Origin of the sequence: Hydrogenophaga sp. (genome assembly GCF_051860785.1) — a bacterium.
Taxonomy (GTDB): domain Bacteria; phylum Pseudomonadota; class Gammaproteobacteria; order Burkholderiales; family Burkholderiaceae_C; genus Hydrogenophaga.
Map to the genome: position 1 here is coordinate 113,212 of NZ_JBIMLB010000013.1, position 19,260 is coordinate 132,471.

The window sequence follows — 19,260 nt, forward strand, 5'->3', positions numbered from 1 at the left end:
CCCGAGCGCGCCAGCGGAAATGCACCAACGCCCGTCACAACAGCGACTGCGCATCGTCCTCCAGGCGCACGGCCGGCCCGGTGCGCGCCAGCGCCATCCACACGTGGAACGGCAGTTGCGCCATCGCACGGCGCGGCGCTTCGCGCGCCACCACCAGCCGCTCGCCTTCGAGCTGCAGCACGCCGCATTCGGGGGGGACCTCTTCCGGTTGCGCGATCGGCCGGCCCTTGGCGTCCTGACCCAGCACGTACCAGCAGGCACTGGCCAGGCCCAGGTAGGCGGCGCGTTTGGCGGGCCGCCGCAGGTCACCCAGCAGATCGGCGCGACTGACCTTGATCTCGTGCACCACTGGTTCCAGGTAAGCCTCCACCGTGGTGTGCCGCACCGAGAACACATCGGGGCAGGCCATGCACCAGATGTGGCCCGGCGCGGGGGCCACCGGTTCGGATTCGAAGGCGGCTAGCTGGGGCAAGGGCGATTCCTCGGTCTCGACCTCGAACAGTTCGCGCGGCAAGGGCACCCGAAGCATCAGGCCACGCCATGGGAGCCGCCCGGCCCGGGCCATGGCAATGGCCACCCGCTCCACCAGCGCCTCGTGCGGTGTGCGCACCGCCTTGTTGTGGGCGAACACTTCGGCCAGGCAATGGATGCCCGCGTCGGTCACGCGCAGCGTCTCGCAACCCTCGGGCGAAAGCTGGCGCTCGAGCAGGCCGGCGGCGAGCAATTCCACTTCCAGCATGTCGTGGCAGGGCCAACCTGCCGAGCGGTGAATCTCGCGCAGGCGCCGATGGTGGTGGCGGGTTAGAGGGGTAACGCTGACGTCCATCCACTGACTATATATCCAGTACCATGCCGTGTGATGCCTCCCGCCCCGCTGCCCGACGAAACGCCTGCGCCTGCCCGGGTGGCGGTGCGCGTGCTGTGCGCGTTTGCAGCCAAGACGGGCGACCTGGATCTGCGCTTCACGCCCTCGCCGAGCGCGCAGGACGGCATGCAGGGGCACACCACAGTCACCAGCCGGCGCAGTGCGGGCTACCAGCGCGAGGTTGCGCTCAGCGCGCGTTGCGGCGAGTTGATCGTTCAGGGCCGCGCCGACGGCTTCGACCCCGCCACCCCACGCCTGGAGGAAATCAAGACCCACCGTGGCGAAGCGGATCACATCCCCGACAACCACCGCGCCCTGCACTGGGCGCAAGCCCGCGTGTACGGCTGGATGCTGTGCGAGCAGCTCGGCCTGGATCGCATCGAAGTGGCATTGGTGTACTTCAACATCGACACGGCGCAAGAGACCGTGCTGCCGGTGTGGCACAGCGCGCTGGAGCTGAAGACCTTCTTCGAATCGCTGTGCGAACGCTACGCCGACTGGGCACGCGCCGAGCGCCAGCACCGCACCGCGCGTGATGCCGCGTTGCAGGCGCTCGCGTTTCCGTTCGAAGCATTCCGGCCTGGCCAGCGTGAGATGGCGGCCGCTGTGTACCGCGCGCATGGCGCTGCCCGCCACTTGCTCGCGCAGGCACCCACCGGCATCGGCAAGACCATGGCCACGCTGTTCGCCGCGCTGCGCGCTGCGCCCGCACAAGGAACGCACAAGCTGTTCTACCTGACCGCCAAGACCCCCGGCCGCCAGCTCGCCCTGCATGCGTTGCAGCGCATGCAGGTGAAGCCCCTGCGCGTGCTCGAACTCGTGGCACGCGAAAAAGCCTGCGAACACCCCGACAAGGCGTGCCACGGCGAGTCCTGCCCGCTCGCGCGCGGCTTCTACGACCGTCTGCCCCAGGCTCGCGAAGACGCTGCACACACCGGCTGGCTCGACAAGCCCGCACTGCGCAACATCGCGCTCAAGCACGACGTCTGCCCCTACTACCTGGGCCAGGACCTGCTGCGCTGGAGCGACGTGGTCGTGGGTGACTTCAACCACTTCTTCGACCTGAGCGCGAGCGCCTGGAACCTCACTGTGAACGAAGACCTGCGCGTGGGTCTGCTGGTAGATGAAGCGCACAACCTGATCGAGCGCGCCCGCCTGATGTACAGCGCCGAGTTGCGCCCCATGGCCTTTCAGGCCGTGCGCAAGACCGCGCCTGCGGCGCTGAAGAAATCCATGGAACGGCTGCACCGCCAGTGGGGCGCGCTGGCCCGCTCACAGACGCAGGACCACGAGGTGCTGCCCGAGCTGCCCGGCGCTTTCATCGACGCCCTGCAACGCCACAGCGCCGAACTCTCGGACCACCTAGCGCACGAGCCGAGGGATGCACATGGCGACCTGCAGGCCTGGCTGTTCGAAGTGCTGCACTTCCTGCGCGTGGCCGAGGTGTTCGCCGACCACTCCATGGTCGATCTCACCCGCGCGCCCGCAACACGAAGCCGTGTGCGCCACCCGGTGCTGAACATCCGCAACCTCGATCCCGGCCCGCTGCTCAAGCCGCGGTGGGAGGCCGCACACAGCGCCACGCTGTTCTCGGCCACGCTGCGCCCCATGGACTACGTGAGCCAGCTCCTCGGCCTGCCCGAGGACACCGCGCGGCTGGAAGTGCCCTCGCCTTTTGACCCTTCGCAACTGCGCGTGCTCGTGACACCGCACATTTCCACCCGCTACAACGACCGCCTCGAATCGCTGGAGCGCCTCGTGGCGGTGATGGCCACGCAATACACCGAACGCCCAGGCAACTACCTCGCCTTCTTCAGCAGCTTCCAGTATTTGCGCCAGTCATTCGACCGAATGCAGGAGCAGCACCCAACCATTCCCGTGTGGGCCCAGTCGCGCGGCATGAGCGAGCCTGAGCGCGATGCCTTCGTGGCCCGTTTCACCGAAGAGAGTCAGGGCATCGGCTTCGCGGTGCTCGGCGGCGCCTTCGGCGAGGGCATCGATCTGCCAGGCCGGCGTCTCATCGGCGCCTTCATCGCCACGCTCGGCATGCCGCAGGTGAATCCGGTGAACGAGCACCTGCGCCAGCGGCTGCAGACGCGATTCGGCGAGGGCTACGACTATGCCTATCTGTTTCCCGGTATCCAGAAGGTGGTGCAGGCGGCGGGCCGCGTGATTCGCGGACCCAGCGACGACGGCGTGGTGGTGCTGATGGACGATCGATTCAACCGCGCGGAGGTGCGGCGACTGCTGCCCGGGTGGTGGCGCTTCTGAGTGTCAGATCCCCGCGTCGATGGCCGGCTCGAGATCCGGCAGACGCGAAATCAGCACCTGGTCGATGCGCCGGCCGTCGAGCACCAGCACCTCGAAGCGCCAGCCAGCGCAGTCCACGCTGTCGCCCTTCTCCAGCAGGTCGCCCGCCACGGTCTGCATGAGGCCGGCCACGGTGTTGTAGCGGCCTTTGTCCTCGTCCGGCAGTTCCTCGATGTCCAGCCGCGACTTGAGTTCGGCCACCGGCATGGCACCGTCCACCAGCCAGGCGCCGTCTTCGCGCTGTGTGGCCCAGGCGTCCACCGCTGCGCGCGGTGAAAGCTCACCCGTGATGGCTTCGAGCATGTCCAGCGGCGTGAGCAGGCCCTGCACCACGCCGTACTCGTCCACCACGAACACCATGCGTGTGGCGCGCTCGCGGAACTGCTCCAGCAACTCCATGCCAGTGAGCGTTTCAGGCACGAACACGGCTGGCTGCACGTGGCGCATCAGGGGCTCGTTGTCGCCATCGGCCTGCAGGGCCAGCATGCGCGGCAGGTGGATCACGCCAACCACATCTTCAAGCCCGCCCCGGCACACCGGGTACCAGGAATGCCCGGTGGTCCAGGCCTTCTGCACGGCGACATCGATGCTGTCCTGCGCATCCAGCCATTCGATCTCCGAGTGCGGCACCATGATGGAGGTGAGCTGGCGGTCGTCGAGCAGGAACACGTTGCGTACCATCTGGTGCTCGTGTTCCTCGATGATGCCGGCGTCCACGCCCTCCTCCAGGCTGGCGTTGATCTCTTCCTCGGTCACGTGCTGCACGGCGTTGGTGTCGATGCGCAGCAGCTTGAGCACCCATTGCGTGGTGTGCGTGAGCAGCCACACAAAAGGCTTGGCGGCCTTGGCCACGAAGGCCATGGGGCGCGAGACCCAGCGCGACACAGCCTCTGGATAGAGCTGGCCGATGCGCTTGGGCACGAGCTCGCCGAACACGATGGTGATGAAGGTGATCACCAACACCACGATGGCGGTCGAGAGCACATTCGCGGTGGCTTCCGTCAGCCCTTTGGTAACCATCCAGAGGCCCAGATCGTCGCTGAAGGCGGCCTCGCCCACGATGCCGTTTAGCATGCCGATGGACGTGATGCCCACCTGCACCGAAGACAGGAACTGCGTGGGGTTCTCCAGCAGCTTCAGCGCCGTGACCGAACCCTTGTCGCCGGCCTCGGCCATCGCCGTCAGGCGCGCCTTGCGGCTGGAAGCCAGCGCCAGCTCGGACATGGCGAATGCGCCATTGAGCAGCGTGAGAAAGACGATGAGGACGATATCCATAATGCGGGGATGTCAATTTACATGATCGGTGATGTGCAGGGCTGCGACACCGCACTGGGCCGCCTCCTCGACGAGATCGGCTTCTCACCCAGCCGCGATACGCTGTACCTGCTAGGCGACCTGGTCAACCGGGGCCCGGAATCGCTGGCAGTGATGCGCCGGCTGATGGCGCTCGGCACCTCGGCGCACTGCCTGCTGGGCAACCACGATCTGTTCCTGCTGTCGGTGGCGCACGGCGTGCGCAAGCTGCACCGCACCGACACCCTGGACGACATCCTGAATGCGCGCGATCGCGATGCGCTGCTGGACTGGTTGCGCACGCGGCGCATGGCCCTGCACGCGCACGGCTGGCTCATGGTGCATGCTGGCGTGCTGCCGCAATGGGACGTGGGCCGCACCCTGGCGCTGGCAGACGAGCTGCATGCCGTTCTGCAGGGTCCGGACTGGGTGGATTTCCTGCGCACGATGTATGGCAACGAACCTGCCCAGTGGAGTGAATCGCTCACCGGCGCGGCGCGCCTGCGCGTGGTTGTCAATGCGCTCACCCGGTTGCGGTTCTGCACGGCACAGGGCGTGATGGAGTTCGACACCAAGAGCAGCGCAGCCATCCCGCCAGAGGGCTTCAGGCCCTGGTTCGACGTGCCGGGCCGACGGACCGAAGGGGTGCCGATCGCCTTCGGGCACTGGTCCACACTGGGCACGGTGGACCGGGACGATCTGCAGGCGCTGGACACGGGCTGCGTCTGGGGGGGCTGCCTCACGGCGGCCCGCATCGGTGCGCAACCGGGCCAGGTGGAGAGAATTTCCTTGCGTTGCGAGCAAGCCCGCAAGCCCGGCAAGTCCTGAAACAAAGGCGGCGAGGGTCGCCTGGCAGGGTCAGGCAAGGGCGCAGCCCTCAGCTTTCTTCCGGCACCGGTGCGGGTGCGGGTGCGCTCTTGAACAGCGCCGGCACCTTCTTGCGGGTCTTGATGTTGGGGGAGGCGGTGCGCGTGGTTGCGCGCTGCGCGACTTCCCACGACGGCGGCGCATCGCTGGCAGCCGTTGGTTCGTACGGCTTGTCGAACAGCGGATCGGCCGGTGCGCGCGGCGCGCGTGCGGGCGGGCGGCCCGGCGCAGCCGTGCGCTCCGGGCGCTCGCGGCTGGCGCGCGCCTCACGGCGTTCGGCGTCGTCGTCGGGCGTCTGCCATGCGCGCTGCCCATCGTTGAAGCGGCCAGCGGGGCGGCGATCGGCCTCGAATTCCAGCGCCTCGAGCTCCAGCTTCTTGCCCAGCAGCTTTTCCAGGTCGCCCATCAGGCGCGCGTCGCGCCCGCTCACGAACGACACCGCCAGGCCTGAAGCCCCGGCACGGCCGGTGCGGCCGATGCGGTGCACGTAGTCTTCGGCGTTGAACGGGATGTCGAAGTTGAAGACCGCCGGCACGTCCTTGATGTCGAGGCCGCGCGCGGCCACGTCGGTGCAGACCAGCAGGTCGACCGCGCCGGTCTTGAAGGCTTCGAGTGCCTTCAGGCGCTCGTCCTGGCTCTTGTCGCCGTGCAGCGCGGTGGTGTTGAGCCCTTCGCGCTCCAGCGAACGCGCCAGACGCGCGCAGCCGAGCTTGCTGTTGACGAACACGAAGGCCTGCTTGAGGCCGCGCTCGCGCAGGATCTGCTTGAGCACCGCGCGCTTGTCGTCGTCTTCCACGCGGTAGAAATGCTGTTCCACGGTGGAGGCGGTGGCGTTGGAGCGTGCCACCTCGATCGTCACCGGGTCCTGCAGGTAGCTGTTGGCCAGGCGTTTGATCTCGGGCGAGAAGGTGGCCGAGAACAGCAGCGTGGTGCGCTGCTTGGGCAGATAGGACAGGATGCGCTGCAGGTCGGGCAGGAAGCCGATGTCGAGCATGCGGTCGGCTTCATCGAGCACCACATATTCCACCTGGTTGAGCACGCAGTTCTTGGCCTCGATGTGGTCCAGCAGGCGCCCCGGTGTGGCCACCAGCACTTCCACACCCTTCTTGAGCTCGGCGGTCTGCGGCTTCATGTCCATGCCGCCAAACACCACCGTGCTGCGCAGGTTGGTGTATTTGGCGTAGAGCTTGACCTGGTCGGCCACCTGATCGGCCAGCTCGCGCGTGGGCAGCAGCACCAGCGCGCGCACAGGATGGCGCGCGGGCGAGGTGGAAGCGTTCTCGTGCTTGAGCATGCGCTGCAACAGCGGCAGCGTGAACGCGGCGGTCTTGCCGGTGCCGGTCTGGGCGGCGCCCATCACATCGCGGCCTTCCAGCACCACCGGAATCGCCTGCGCCTGGATCGGCGTCATGGTCTCGTAGCCCATTTCGGCCACGGCTCGCTCAATGGCAGGCGAGAGGGAAAGTTCGGAAAAGGATTGGGTCATGGACTTCAAAGTTAGCCGGCTATTGTCTCACTTTGACGACTTTTGGCCCAAAAGTGCCCTCCGGGGCTCAAAGCGTGGCCGCTTTGAACGTGTCACAAGACTGCACCTGACCGCTCTGCAGACCGGTGTTGAACCAGCGCTGGCGCTGCGCGCTGGTGCCATGGGTGAAGCTGTCGGGCACCACCTGGCCCTGGCTTTTGCGCTGCAGGGCGTCGTCGCCGATGGCGGCGGCGGCCGTCAGCGCCTCTTCCACATCGCCCGGCTCCAGAATGGCCTTGCTCTTGTGGTTGTGGTGCGCCCAAAGGCCGGCAAAACAGTCGGCCTGCAGTTCCAGCCGCACCGACATGGCGTTGTATTCACGTTCGCTCACGCGCGAACGCATCTTCTCCATCTGGTCGGTCAGCCCCATGAGGTTCTGGACGTGGTGGCCGACTTCGTGCGCGATCACGTAGGCCTGAGCGAAGTCGCCCGGCGCGCCGAGCTGGCGGCGCAGGGTTTCGTAGAAGCTCAGGTCGATGTAGACCTTCTGGTCACCCGGGCAGTAGAACGGCCCCATGGCCGACTGGCCCGTGCCACAGGCCGTGGGCGTGGCGCCGCGAAACAGCACCAGGCGCGGCTTCTGGTATTGCGCGCCCGCTTGCTGGAAGACCTGAGTCCAGACGTCCTCGGTGCCGCCGAGCACGGAAGCCACGAAGCGACCCATGTCGTCGGTGGGCGCCTGCGCCGGGCCCTGAGACTGCTCCATCTGCGCGGTGGGCGCCATGTCGCCGCCGCTCAGGGCGCCCAGGATGGTCAGGGGATTGATGCCGAAGATCCAGCCCGCCACCAGCGCCACCGCGATGGTGCCGATACCGATGCCGCGCCCTCGCCCGCCGCCACCCAGCCCACCGAAACCGCCTCCGGGTTGCGATCGACGGTCCTCCACCTGGTCGGACTCGCGGTTGTTTTCCCATTTCATGCATGGCTCCTCAGCGGCACGAATACGGCCACAGGTATCCGCATTATGGGGCGCTCGATGGGCTGTCAGGCCCTGGGAAGGGTCACGCCGACCTGGCCCTGGTACTTGCCGCCTCGGTCCTTGTAGCTGACCTCGCAGACGTCGTCCTTGTCGCTCTCGAAGAACAGCACCTGCGCGCAACCCTCGCCCGCGTAGATCTTGGCGGGCAGCGGGGTGGTGTTGCTGAACTCGAGCGTCACATAACCTTCCCACTCGGGCTCGAACGGAGTGACGTTGACGATGATGCCGCAGCGCGCATAGGTGCTCTTGCCCAGGCAGATGGTGAGCACGTTGCGCGGGATGCGGAAGTACTCCATGGTGCGCGCCAGCGCGAAGCTGTTGGGCGGGATGACGCACACGTCCTTGTTGATGTCGACGAAGCTGTTCTCGTCGAAATTCTTCGGGTCCACCACGGTGCTGTGGATGTTGGTGAACACCTTGAATTCGGGCGCGCAGCGGATGTCGTAGCCGTAGCTGCTGGTGCCGTAGCTGATCACTTTCCTGCCATCGACCTCGCGCACCTGGCGCGGCTCGAAGGGTTCGATAAGGCCGTGTTGCTCGGCCATGCGGCGGATCCACTTGTCGCTTTTGATGCTCATGGGGCGCGATTGTATGCATAGGGCCCCCACGCTCCGCCGCTGCGCGGGTCGCCGCCCCCGGGAGCTGATCCGCCTTGGGGCGGCCCGGCGGCGGACATAGTGCCCCCACGCTCCGCCGCTGCGCGGGTCGCTGCCCCCGGGAGCTGATCCGCCTTGGGGCGGCCCGGCGGCGGATCATGCTCAGCTGAATAACCCCGCGAAGTTTGCGAATTTTCAGTAATTACTGAAAATTCAAGCAGAAACGACTACAGTCTCGACCATGCCGCTGCAAGACCACCTCCCCCCGCTCAACCGCGAATTCGTCGCCCACTTCGGGGAGATGGGCAGCCGTTGGGGCATCAACCGCACCGTGGGGCAGATTTATGCCCTCCTCTTCATCTCGCCCAACGCGCTCAACGCCGACGAGATCGCCGAGACGCTGGAGTTCTCGCGCTCGAACGTGAGCATGGGGCTGAAGGAATTGCAGGCCTGGCGGCTGGTGCGGCTGCGCCACCAGCCGGGCGACCGGCGCGAGTACTTCGAGGCACCGGCCGATGTGTGGGAAATCTTTCGCGTGCTGGCGGAGGAACGGCGTCGGCGCGAGGTGGAACCCACGTTGTCGATGCTGCGCACCGCGCTTCTGGAAACACCCGGGACCGATGCTGAACGCCATGCCCAGGAACGCATGCGCGAGATGCACGATCTGATCGACCGGCTCATGACCTGGTTCGACGACGTGCAGAAGCTCGCACCGGAAACTGCCCTGCAACTCATGGGCATGGGCAGCACCGTCACCCGCGTGCTCGAACTCAAGGATCGCCTGACCGGCAAGGGCGCGCGCGGCGCGCGGCCCGAGAAGCTGCCCGACGCCGCCTGACACGAGGAAAAAACCATGGACGCCCTGATCCTCTCCCGCATCCAGTTCGCAGCCAACATCAGCTTCCACATCCTGTTCCCCACCATCACCATTGCGCTGTGCTGGTTCCTGCTGTTCTTCCGCTTGCGCTTCCTCAAGACGCGCGACCCGGCCTGGGAAGAGGCTTACTACTTCTGGACCAAGGTGTTCGCACTGACCTTCGCCCTGGGCGTGGTCTCGGGCATCGTGATGAGCTTTCAGTTCGGCACCAACTGGCCTGGTTTCATGGAAAAGACCGGCAACATCTCCGGCCCGCTGCTGGGCTACGAGGTGCTCACCGCGTTCTTTCTGGAGGCCAGCTTCCTCGGCATCATGCTGTTCGGCCGAGGTCGTGTCTCTGAGCGCGTGCACCTGGCCGCCACCTTCCTCGTGGCCTTCGGCACCACCATGTCGGCGTTCTGGATCCTGAGCCTGAACTCGTGGATGCAGACACCCGCCGGCTTCGAGATCGTGGACGGCAAGTTCATACCGGTCGACTGGCTGGCCGTGGTGTTCAACCCTTCGTTCCCGTACCGCTTCGCGCACAAGCTGCTGGCCTCCACGCTCACCGCGTCGTTCCTCATCGCCGGGTTGTGCGCGTGGCAACTGCTCAAGGGCAGCGCCACCCACGGCACGCACAAAGCCCTGCGCACGGCCTTGATCGCCGCTTCCGTGGCCATGCCGCTGCAGTTCGTGGCGGGCGACATGCACGGTCTGAACACGCTGGAGCACCAACCTGCCAAAATCGCCGCGCTCGAAGGCATCTGGCACACCGAGAAGAGCGCGCCACTCACGCTCTTCGGCATTCCCGACGAAGCGGCGGGCACCACGCACTACGCGGTGAAGATTCCCAAGATGGCCAGCCTGATCCTGGCGCACGACATGGACGCCGAGCTCAAGGGCCTGAACGAATTTCCTGGCGCGCATCCGCCTGTGGCGCCAATCTTCTGGGCGTTTCGCGTGATGGTGGGCGTGGGCTCGCTGATGCTGGCCGTGGCCTGGTGGGGTGCCTGGATGCTGTGGCGCCAGCGCAGACAGGGCGCTCGTTCCGATGACCCGGTGAAGCTGCCGCGCCCCTTGCTGTGGACCCTCGCAGGCATGACCTTCTCCGGCTGGCTGGCCACGCTGTCGGGCTGGTACGTCACCGAGATCGGCCGCCAGCCTTTCATCGTGTATGGCCACCTGCGCACCGCCGACGTGGCCACCACGCTGCCTTCGCCCATGATCGCGGTCACGCTCACCGCCTACCTCATCGTCTATGGGCTGCTGCTCATCACGTATGTGGGCGTGCTCAAGTACATGGCCGAGCATCCGTTCAAGCACGCGCCCGAAGCACCCGCCGGAGCCGCGCTGGGCAAGGCTGGCGTTTGATCCAAGGGAGCACCACATGACCACCTGGGCAGAAATCCTTCCCCTGATCTTCCTGGCGGTGATGGGCCTGGCGCTGCTGGCCTACGTCGTCCTCGACGGCTACGACCTCGGTGTCGGCCTTCTGCTCCCCCTGGCCGAAAGCAAGGAAGAGAAAGACACCATGATCTCCAGCATCGGCCCGTTCTGGGACGCGAACGAGACCTGGCTGGTGCTGGGGGTGGGCGTGCTGCTGGTCGCTTTTCCGATGGCGCACGGCCTGGTGCTGCAGGCGCTGTACCTGCCAGTGGCGGTGATGCTGATTGGCCTGATTCTGCGCGGTGTGGCGTTCGACTTCCGCGTGAAGGCGCCTACCAGGTACGTGCCGTTCTGGAACCGCTCCTTCTTCGTGGGCTCGCTGCTGGCCAGCACCTCGCAGGGCTGGATGCTGGGCAGCTACATCACCGGCTTCGACAGCGGCTGGATCGGCCTGGCGTTCAGCCTGGGCATCGCGATCACGCTGCCTGCCGCCTATGTGCTGCTGGGCGCGGGCTGGCTGATCATGAAGACCGAGGGCGAATTGCAGACGCACGCCGTGCGATGGGCATCGCGCGTGTTGTGGCCCATGGGCTTTGCACTGGTGGCCATATCGGCGGCCACGCCGCTGGTGAACCCGGGCGTGGTGGCGAAGTGGTTCCATGTACCCGAGGTGTTCGGCTTGATGCCGATTCCATTGAGCTGCGCGATCGCCTTCTTCGCGGTGCGCTGGGTGGTGACACACCCGAACGTGGTGAAGGCCGGCTACGGCTGGGTGGTGTTCGCCGCCACCGTGCTGATCTTCATCCTGGCCTTCTTCGGCCTGGCCTACAGCATCTTCCCGGACATCGTGATCGGCCGCATGACGGTGTGGGAAGCCGCCATCTCCACCGAGTCGCTCACCGTGGTGTTCGTGGGTGTGGCGATCACCTTGCCGGTGATCATCGTCTACACGATCTACATGTACCGGGTGTTCTGGGGGAAAGCGCGCGCGCTTTCTTATAACTAGGAACACCCCCCTGCGCCGCTGACGCGGCTTCCCCCCTCTCTGGCGCGCCTTCGGCGCTTGGAGTGGGGACGGCATCTCGGGCCGGCGGAGCCGGACCCTTGATGCCTCTGGCTTGAGAAGCCTTCGTGCGCCGCGGCTGTCAGGCGATCACCGTGCGTTCGATCACCCGGTCATCCCCAAGAACAATCAACGCAAACAGCAACTCATCCAGACTGCGCGCCTGCGAGGTCTTGCGGTCCAGCAGGGGTGTGGCCTTGGGATCGAGCACCACGAAGTCGGCCTCGTTGCCTGCTTGCAGATTCCCCACCACGCCCTCAAGGCCGAGCGCCCGCGCGGCCCCCGCCGTGTGCTGCCACCACAGTTGCCCCGGCGTGAGGCTCAGGCCGGCCTTGGTCTGGCCTTCGCGGCCCACGCTGTAAGCCGCCAGCATCGTGTGGAAAGGCGAGAAGCTGGTGCCGCCGCCCACGTCGCTCGCCAGGCCGTAGCCCATGCCCGCGGCGTCGGCCGCCAGGTAGTCAAAGAAGCCGCTGCCCAGGAAGAGGTTGCTCGTCGGGCTCACCGCCGCCACCGTGCCGGTGCGCGCCATCAGCTCGCGGTCGACCTGGTCCAGGTGGATGCAGTGCGCGTACACCGCGCGCTCGCGCAGCAGGCCGAAATCGCCGTACACGCCCAGGTAGCTGCGCGATTCGGGAAACAGCTCGGCCGCCCAGCGCACCTCGTCGCGGTTCTCCGCCACGTGCGACTGGATCCACACATCACCGTACTTCGCCGCCAGTTCGCCCGCGCCACGCAACTGCGCCGGTGTGCTGGTGGGCGCGAAGCGCGGCGTGATCGCATAGCCCAGCCGGTCCACGCCATGCCAGCGCTGGATCAGCGATTCGGTGTCGACCAGGCTCTGCTCGGTCTCGTCGCGCACGCCGTCGGGGCTGTGTCGGTCCTGCAGCACCTTGCCGGTGATGAAGCGCAAGCCACGCGCACGGGCTTCCTCGAACGCCGCATCCACCGAGGCGGGGTGTGAGGTGGCGAACGTGAGCGCCGTGGTCACGCCATGGCGCGCGAGTTCGTCGAAGAAAAATCGGGCCACTTCGCGCGCATGAGCCGGGTCGGAGAAACGCGTCTCGTGCGGAAACGTGTAGTTCTCCAACCAGGGCAGGAGACCCGCGGCCGGCGCGCCGATCACGTCGGTCTGCGGGTAGTGCACGTGCATGTCGACGAAGCCCGGCGCGATGAGCTTGCCACGCAGGTCTTCCACGGCCACGCCGGGGTAGTTGCCAATCAGCGCCGCATGGTCGCCCACGGCGCGCACCACGCGACGACCTTGCGCATCAGGGCCGACCACTAGCAGGCCATCGGCCTCGTAAACGGGTGTCTGGTCGTCGGCGAAACGGAGGATGGCGGCGCGGTAGGCTCTCATGCGGGCGAGCTTACCGCGTCGCGCGCGCTGCGGCATAACGCCCTGCCGATAGGGCCCATACCGCAGCCGCGGGTCAGCGGTCCACCGAGCCCTGCACGCCTTCCACCAGCCAGTTCATGCCCAGGATCTGTGCGTCACTCAGGGCCTGGCCGGCTTCAATCACCGTTCTGCCCTGGTTGTCGCGCACCGGCGCTGTGCGCGCAGCAGCAAACACCGGCAACCGGCCCGCCGCCATGTCGGCCTGGCGTGCCTGCACCTCGTCGCGCACGGCGGCAGGCACCTTGCTGCCGAAGGCCTCCACGCGGATCATTCCTTCCTTCACGCCACCCCATACGCTGGCGCTCTGCCAGGTGCCATCCAGCACGGCCTGCACGCGGCGCGTGTAGTAGTCACCCCAGAGGTGCGTCACCGCCACCACCTGCGCGTCGGGCGCCATGCGGCGCATGTCGGAGTGGTAGGCCACGGCCAGCCTGCCGCGCTCCTGGGCGGCGGTCATCACAGCGGTGGAGCCGGTGTGGAAGGCCAGCACCTCGGCACCCTGGTTCATCAGCGTCATGGCCGCGTCGCGCTCACGCGGCGGGTTGAACCATTCGCCCAGCCACACCACCTTCACGGTGGCGCGTGGGTTCACCGAGCGCATGCCGAGCGTGAACGCATTGATGCCCTGGATCACCTCGGGAATGGGAAAGCCCGCCACGTAGCCCGCCTGCGTGGCCATGCGGCCTGCCGCCACGCCGGCCAGGTAGCGGCCTTCGTAGTAGCGCGCATTGGCCGTGGCCACATTGGGCGCCGTCTTGTAGCCGGTGATGGACTCGAACTTCACATCCGGAAACTCGCGCGCCACCTTCAGCGTGGGTTCCATGTAGCCGAAGCTGGGCGTGAAGATGATGCGGGCACCCTGCTGCGCCAGATCGCGGATCACGCGCTCGGCGTCGGCTCCTTCAGGCACGTTCTCCACATAACGCGTCTCGACGCGGTTGCCCAGCGCGGCCTGCACCGCCAGGCGTCCTTGCTCGTGCTGGCGCACCCAGCCGGCGTCGGTGAGCGGCGCCACATAGACGAAGGCAGCCCGCACGGGTGCAGGCGTCTGCGCATGGGCGGTTGAAATCGGGGATAAAAAGCTGGCGACCGCCAGCGCGCTCAGAGCGCACCGGGCCACGAGGTTTTTGTACATGGTGTTCCTCTACATGGCTTCCGTGAATGAAAAAGCGAGCCGGGGAAGCACCAGGCTCGCTGGGGACGGATTTTACCTGCGTGGCGACCCGTCGAAGAGATCGCCCTGCTGGGGTGGCTGCAGTGGCCATCGATCCATCACGTCGTAGACGAAGCGGCCTTTGACGGCACGCCCTTCCACCAGCAGGATCTCATCGATGGTCCAGAGAATGGGGCGATGGATGCGTCGCGTGGGAAGCGCAAACGGCGCGCTGTAGCTGATGGTGAGGTGCGGTTGGTGTCCATGAGGCACCTTCAGGCCTTCGGCCAGCTGCGCGGCCTTCATGTCTGCGAGAAGGGCTTTGAAGCAGGCGGGCTTTCCCAGCGCATGGAAGGCCCAGTGAATGGAGTTGCTCGGCCCGTCGCCCCGGATGCGGTTCAACGCGAGCGTGCACACAGAAGCGCGCACGCGCGAGCAGGCGCGTCTCAAGGGCTCAACGTCCGATCGCTCGAAGGACGGAACCGTCAGCGACTGGTGCCAGTTCGCCGGATCGAACATGGTTCCCTGCAGCAGGGTCTTCAGGTCTTGCGCCTCTCGCTCGCATTCCTCGCGCACCGCCAATGGCGGTTTGGCCATCACCAGGAAGCGCGACGCGTTCATGATGAAGGTGGCTTTTCAACTCGTGATGGCCTGATCGAGCAAGGCCGTCATCTCCGCACGCCGCAATTCGCTCACGAAACTGGCCTCCATGCTGTTGCGCGCGAGCGCAACCACGTCCTCGCGCGAGAGCTGCAGCGCCTGCACCGTCTGCACGAAGTTGGCGTTCATGTAACCGCCGAAGTAGGCCGGGTCGTCGCTGTTGACCGTGGCGCACAGGCCAGCATCGAGCAGGCGCTTCATCGGGTGATCTCTCAGGTCGTCCACCACACAGAGCTTGAGGTTGGAGAGCGGGCACACCGTCAGCGGCATGCGGCGGCGGGCCAGTTCGGCCACCAGCTTCGGGTCTTCGAGGCTGCGCACACCGTGGTCGATGCGCTCGGTCTTCAGGTCGTCCAGCGCTTCCCAGATGTATTCGGGCGGGCCTTCCTCGCCCGCGTGGGCCACGACGCGCAGGTCGAGCTCGCGGCAGCGCGCGAACACGCGCGAGAACTTGGAAGGCGGATGACCGACTTCGCTGGAATCCAGGCCCACGCCAATGAAATGCGCGCGGTAAGGCATGGCCGCCTCCAGGGTGGCGAACGCGTCTTCTTCGCTGAGGTGCCGCAGGAAACACAGGATGAGTTCGGCGCTCATGCCGAGCTCGCCACGCGCTCGCTCGCACGCGCTGGCCAGTCCCTGGATCACAGTGGCCATGGGAACGCCGCGCGCGGTGTGGGTCTGCGGATCGAAGAAGATCTCGCTGTGCACCACGTTGTCGGCCTTGGCGCGCAGGAAGTAGGCCCAGGCCATGTCGTGAAAGTCGGCCTCGTGCAGCAGCACACTGGCGCCGGCGTAGTAGATGTCCAGAAAACTCTGCAGGTCGGTAAAGGCGTAGGCCGCACGCAGGTCTTCGACGCTGGCGTAGGGCAATGCGAGACCGTTGCGCTCGGCCAGCGCGAAGATGAGTTCGGGCTCGAGCGAGCCTTCGATATGGATGTGCAGCTCGGCCTTGGGAATGGCGGCGGCCAGTTCGGCGGCGGTGGTCATGGTGCTCTTTCTTCGATTCAGCAGGTGCCCAGTTCGATGCCCAGGCGTTTCAGGTAGCGGCGGTACGCGCTGGACACGCGGTCGGCCGGGCCATGGACCTCGGTGACCGCGCCCAGCCGGCCGATCGGCAAGGCGCGCGGCAACTGGGATTCCACCACAGGCCGGTCCTGCGCGAACACGGCGTCCTGAAACTCGCGCAGGGCTTCGTCGCTGGCGGGATCGCCCTGCGTGGCCATGGCGAACCAGGCCGTGCAGCTTTCTTGCCCATCGGGTCGCACGAAGAGCGCAATGGCGTTGCTCACCGGGTCGCCAACCGCCGCGTCCTTGCGCAGGATGGCGGCATAGGGGTGTGGCACGGTGTAGCGGTAGGCAATCCACGCGCCGCCTTCGGCATGGGCGTAAGCGCGCGGTTGCCAGGCGCGCGCGCCGTTCACCTGCAGGCCGTGGTCGCCCTCTTCCACCTGGCCGATGTCCACCTGCGCGTGGCTGCGTTCGCCGAGCCAGCCTTCGTGCACGAAGCCGAAGTGGCTGAGATCGAGGAAGTTTTCCACCAGGCGAGGTGCGCTGGTGCTGAGTTCGTAGGGACCGCAGAGCACCTGTCGCCATGCGGCGCTGTCGCCAGGTTCGAAGGCCGGCAGATCGGGCGTCGGCTGCTCTGGTTCCTGCAAGCGCACCCACACCAGGCCATAGCGCTCGCGCGCCTCGTGCACCGTGGCCGCGTGACTAGCGGGCGGATTGAAATCCGGCGCGGCGGGCACGTGGCGGCAACGCCCACCACCCTCGAATTGCCAGCCGTGGTACGGACACTCCAGCCGGGCACCATGCAACCCGATGAGCACGCGCCCGAGCGAAAGGCTGGCGCCCCGGTGCGGGCATTGGTCGGCCCAGGCGTGCACCCGGCTGCCCGCGTGCACATGCTCTCGCCAGAGCACGAGCCGCTGACCGAGCAGCGAGCACGCCAAGGGATCGGCGCGCAGTTCGTGCGCGGCGATGACGGGATGCCAGAGCTGCGGTTCGATCATCATGACCTCATTCCAACAAGAAAGCCGCCTGGCGGCGGCTTTCTTTTCCAGGGCATGGCGGGTCCGGCTCCGCCGGCCCGCACATGCCGCCCCCTTGAGGGGGTCGCGCAAAGCGCGGCGGGGGTGGGCTTAGTTCGGCACCTTGCCTTCGACGCCCTTGACGTAGAACTTCACGCCACCCAGGAATTTGTCGTCGGCGACCGCGTCCTTGGCCAGCACTTCCTTGCCGTCCTGACCCACGATCGGGCCCTTCCAGATGTTGTAGGTGCCGGCCTTCAGGCCCGCACGCACTTCGTCCACCTTGGCCTTGGCTTCGGCAGGCACGTCTTCGGCCACGGAGACCATGTCGATCGCGCCTTCCTTCACGCCCCACCACACGCCGCCGGTGGACCAGGTGCCTTCCAGCGCGTCCTTGGTGGCCTTGATGTAGTACGGCGCCCAGTTGATCACGGCAGAGCCCAGGTGGGCCTTGGGGCCGTAGGCGGTCATGTCCGAGTCCCAGCCGAAGGCGCGCTTGCCCATCTTCTCGGCGGTCTGCAGCACGGCCGACGAGTCGGTGTTCTGGAACAGGACGTCGGCACCACCGTTGATCAGCGAGGTGGCGGCTTCGGTTTCCTTCGGCGGATCGAACCAGCCATTCACCCACACCACCTTGGTCTTGACCTTGGGGTTCACGGATTGCGCGCCCAGGGTGAAGCTGTTGATGTTGCGGATCACTTCCGGAATTGGAATCGAGGCCACCACGCCCAGCGTGCCGGTCTTGCTCATGCTGCCGGCAATGATGCCGGCCATGTACGCGCCTTCGTAGGTGCGGCTGTCGTAGGTGCGCATGTTGTCAGCGGTCTTGTAGCCAGTGGCGTGCTCGAACTTCACATCCTTGAAGTCGGCCGCGACCTTGAGCATGGGCTCCATGTAGCCGAAGGTGGTGCCGAACACCAGCTTGTTGCCCTGGCTGGCCATGTCGCGCAGCACGCGCTCGGCGTCGGCGCTCTCGGGCACGTTCTCCACGTAGCTGGTGGTGATCTTGTCGCCGAATTCCTTCTCCAGCGCCTTGCGGCCGTTGTCATGGGCAAAGGTCCAGCCACCATCGCCCACCGGGCCGACGTAGGCAAACGCGATCTTCAGCGGCTCGGGCTTCGGCGCTTCAGCGGCGGCTGGTGCCGGTGCGGGCGCAGCGGCTGGCGCCGCAGCCTCTTCCTTCTTGCCGCAGCCAATCAGCACGGCACTGGTCAACGCGGTCAGCGCGGCAACCTTGATCAGGGAGCGTTTGTTCAGGTCTGTCATGGATGTCCTCGGTGTGAGCAGGGTGGTGGGAAAACGAAATGAGGGGGGATTGAATACAGGTCTGAGTACCGTACCTTATCGGTAAATTATGCACCCGGGTAGAAGGGTTTTCCGATGGAGGTGGGCATGTTGATGCGAATCCACGTGGGGTTGCGCGAGATCAGCACCAGCACGACGATGGTGGCCACGTACGGCATCATCGTCAGGAACTGGCTGGGCACATTCACGCCGATCCCTTGCAGGTGGAACTGCAGCATGGTCACCCCGCCGAACAGGTAGGCACCCAGCAGCACTCGTGCCGGCCGCCAGGTGGCAAACGTGGTGAGCGCCAGCGCAATCCAGCCCTTGCCGGCGATCATGCCCTCCACCCACAGCGGCGTGTACACGGTGGACACGTAGGCGCCCGCCAGCCCGCAGAGCGCGCCACCCGCCATCACCGCCATCAGGCGGATGCGGCGCACCGGGTAGCCCAGCGCATGGGCCGACTCGGGGCTCTCGCCCACGCTGCGCAGCACCAGGCCGGAGCGCGTGCGGTAGAGGAACCAGATCAGCCCGATCACCAGCGCCACGCAGACATACACCATGGGATGGTGGCGAAACAGCGCCGGGCCGATGAGCGGGATGTCGCTCAGGATCGGAATGGCGAAGCGGGTCTGCTCGGGCAGTTTTTCCTGCACGTAGCTGCTGCCGGCAAAGGCCGAGAAGCCCGCGCCGAACAGGCTGAGCGCCAGGCCCGTGGCGTACTGGTTGGTGTTGAGCCAGATCACCAGCCCGCCGAAGATGGCCGCCAGCAAAGCGCCGGCGCCCATGCCCGCCAAAAAACCCAGCATGGTGCTGCCGGTGTGCACCACGGTGGCGAAACCGGCCAGCGCGGCACAGAGCATCATGCCCTCGGCACCCAGGTTGACGATGCCGGCCTTCTCGTTGATCAGGAGGCCCAGCGAGGCAATGGCCAGCACGGTGCCTGCGTTGAGCGAGGCGGCGAAAAGCAGTGCGATGGATTCCATGGTGCGTGGTC

At 66.4% G+C, this 19,260-nt stretch carries 17 protein-coding genes; 5 read left to right on the top strand and 12 right to left on the bottom strand.

Annotation, left to right across the window (positions count from 1 at the left end; translation table 11 throughout):
* Positions 1-34: 34 nt before the first annotated feature.
* On the bottom strand, positions 35-826 hold the full coding sequence (locus ACTIF6_RS17345; protein ID WP_439589175.1) for a hypothetical protein: 792 nt from the start codon (positions 824-826) through the stop codon (positions 35-37).
* A 33-nt stretch (positions 827-859) separates the two neighbouring features.
* Between ACTIF6_RS17345 and ACTIF6_RS17350 the strand changes: the two genes are divergently transcribed.
* Positions 860-3,136, top strand: a complete 2,277-nt coding sequence (locus ACTIF6_RS17350) for a helicase C-terminal domain-containing protein (protein WP_439589176.1) — start codon at positions 860-862, stop codon at positions 3,134-3,136.
* A gap of 3 nt (positions 3,137-3,139) precedes the next feature.
* On the opposite strand, the gene ACTIF6_RS17355 is transcribed toward ACTIF6_RS17350, so the two are convergent.
* A complete protein-coding gene (locus ACTIF6_RS17355; RefSeq protein WP_439589177.1) occupies positions 3,140-4,450 on the bottom strand; it encodes a hemolysin family protein in 1,311 nt (436 codons plus the stop codon).
* A gap of 9 nt (positions 4,451-4,459) precedes the next feature.
* On the opposite strand from ACTIF6_RS17355, the gene ACTIF6_RS17360 reads away from it, so the two are divergent.
* Positions 4,460-5,296 (top strand): symmetrical bis(5'-nucleosyl)-tetraphosphatase, encoded by an 837-nt coding sequence (locus tag ACTIF6_RS17360; protein ID WP_439589178.1) that lies wholly within the window; start codon positions 4,460-4,462, stop codon positions 5,294-5,296.
* Positions 5,297-5,345: 49 nt separating this feature from the next.
* On the opposite strand, the gene ACTIF6_RS17365 is transcribed toward ACTIF6_RS17360, so the two are convergent.
* The 3 genes from ACTIF6_RS17365 to dcd all read right to left on the bottom strand — a co-directional run bounded on the left by ACTIF6_RS17365 (position 5,346) and on the right by dcd (position 8,417).
* Positions 5,346-6,821: a DEAD/DEAH box helicase gene (locus ACTIF6_RS17365; protein ID WP_439589179.1), complete on the bottom strand. Its 1,476-nt coding sequence runs from the start codon at positions 6,819-6,821 to the stop codon at positions 5,346-5,348.
* A gap of 67 nt (positions 6,822-6,888) precedes the next feature.
* The gene (gene ypfJ / locus ACTIF6_RS17370) at positions 6,889-7,779 is read right to left on the bottom strand and encodes a KPN_02809 family neutral zinc metallopeptidase (RefSeq protein WP_439589180.1); all 891 of its coding nucleotides are present in this window, start codon (positions 7,777-7,779) and stop codon (positions 6,889-6,891) included.
* Positions 7,780-7,844: 65 nt separating this feature from the next.
* Positions 7,845-8,417: a dCTP deaminase gene (gene dcd, locus ACTIF6_RS17375; RefSeq protein ID WP_439589181.1), complete on the bottom strand. Its 573-nt coding sequence runs from the start codon at positions 8,415-8,417 to the stop codon at positions 7,845-7,847.
* A gap of 259 nt (positions 8,418-8,676) precedes the next feature.
* Here dcd and ACTIF6_RS17380 point away from each other — a divergent pair, with 259 nt between their 5' ends.
* From ACTIF6_RS17380 to ACTIF6_RS17390, 3 genes are read left to right on the top strand one after another with little or no spacing between them, the layout of a single operon-like run.
* Positions 8,677-9,273 carry a GbsR/MarR family transcriptional regulator gene (locus tag ACTIF6_RS17380; RefSeq protein ID WP_439589182.1) on the top strand — a complete coding sequence of 199 codons (597 nt, stop codon included), beginning with the start codon at positions 8,677-8,679 and terminating at the stop codon, positions 9,271-9,273.
* Between the two features lie 15 nt (positions 9,274-9,288).
* Positions 9,289-10,662: a cytochrome ubiquinol oxidase subunit I gene (locus ACTIF6_RS17385; protein ID WP_439589183.1), complete on the top strand. Its 1,374-nt coding sequence runs from the start codon at positions 9,289-9,291 to the stop codon at positions 10,660-10,662.
* Positions 10,663-10,678: 16 nt separating this feature from the next.
* Positions 10,679-11,683, top strand: coding sequence for a cytochrome d ubiquinol oxidase subunit II (locus tag ACTIF6_RS17390; RefSeq protein ID WP_439589184.1), 1,005 nt, complete (start codon positions 10,679-10,681; stop codon positions 11,681-11,683).
* Between the two features lie 139 nt (positions 11,684-11,822).
* Here ACTIF6_RS17390 and guaD read toward each other — a convergent pair whose 3' ends face one another.
* From guaD to ACTIF6_RS17425, 7 genes are all read right to left on the bottom strand, one after another.
* Positions 11,823-13,097 carry a guanine deaminase gene (gene guaD / locus ACTIF6_RS17395; RefSeq protein WP_439589185.1) on the bottom strand — a complete coding sequence of 425 codons (1,275 nt, stop codon included), beginning with the start codon at positions 13,095-13,097 and terminating at the stop codon, positions 11,823-11,825.
* 73 nt (positions 13,098-13,170) lie between these two features.
* Positions 13,171-14,271, bottom strand: coding sequence for a BMP family ABC transporter substrate-binding protein (locus ACTIF6_RS17400; protein WP_439589186.1), 1,101 nt, complete (start codon positions 14,269-14,271; stop codon positions 13,171-13,173).
* 72 nt (positions 14,272-14,343) lie between these two features.
* Positions 14,344-14,910 (bottom strand): 2'-5' RNA ligase family protein, encoded by a 567-nt coding sequence (locus ACTIF6_RS17405; RefSeq protein WP_439589187.1) that lies wholly within the window; start codon positions 14,908-14,910, stop codon positions 14,344-14,346.
* A gap of 15 nt (positions 14,911-14,925) precedes the next feature.
* Positions 14,926-15,936, bottom strand: coding sequence for an adenosine deaminase (locus ACTIF6_RS17410; protein WP_439589188.1), 1,011 nt, complete (start codon positions 15,934-15,936; stop codon positions 14,926-14,928).
* A 17-nt stretch (positions 15,937-15,953) separates the two neighbouring features.
* Positions 15,954-16,961: a Rieske 2Fe-2S domain-containing protein gene (locus ACTIF6_RS17415; RefSeq protein ID WP_439589189.1), complete on the bottom strand. Its 1,008-nt coding sequence runs from the start codon at positions 16,959-16,961 to the stop codon at positions 15,954-15,956.
* 126 nt (positions 16,962-17,087) lie between these two features.
* The gene (locus ACTIF6_RS17420) at positions 17,088-18,242 is read right to left on the bottom strand and encodes a BMP family ABC transporter substrate-binding protein (protein ID WP_439589190.1); all 1,155 of its coding nucleotides are present in this window, start codon (positions 18,240-18,242) and stop codon (positions 17,088-17,090) included.
* Positions 18,243-18,328: 86 nt separating this feature from the next.
* Positions 18,329-19,249: an ABC transporter permease gene (locus ACTIF6_RS17425; protein ID WP_439589191.1), complete on the bottom strand. Its 921-nt coding sequence runs from the start codon at positions 19,247-19,249 to the stop codon at positions 18,329-18,331.
* Positions 19,250-19,260: the final 11 nt, after the last annotated feature.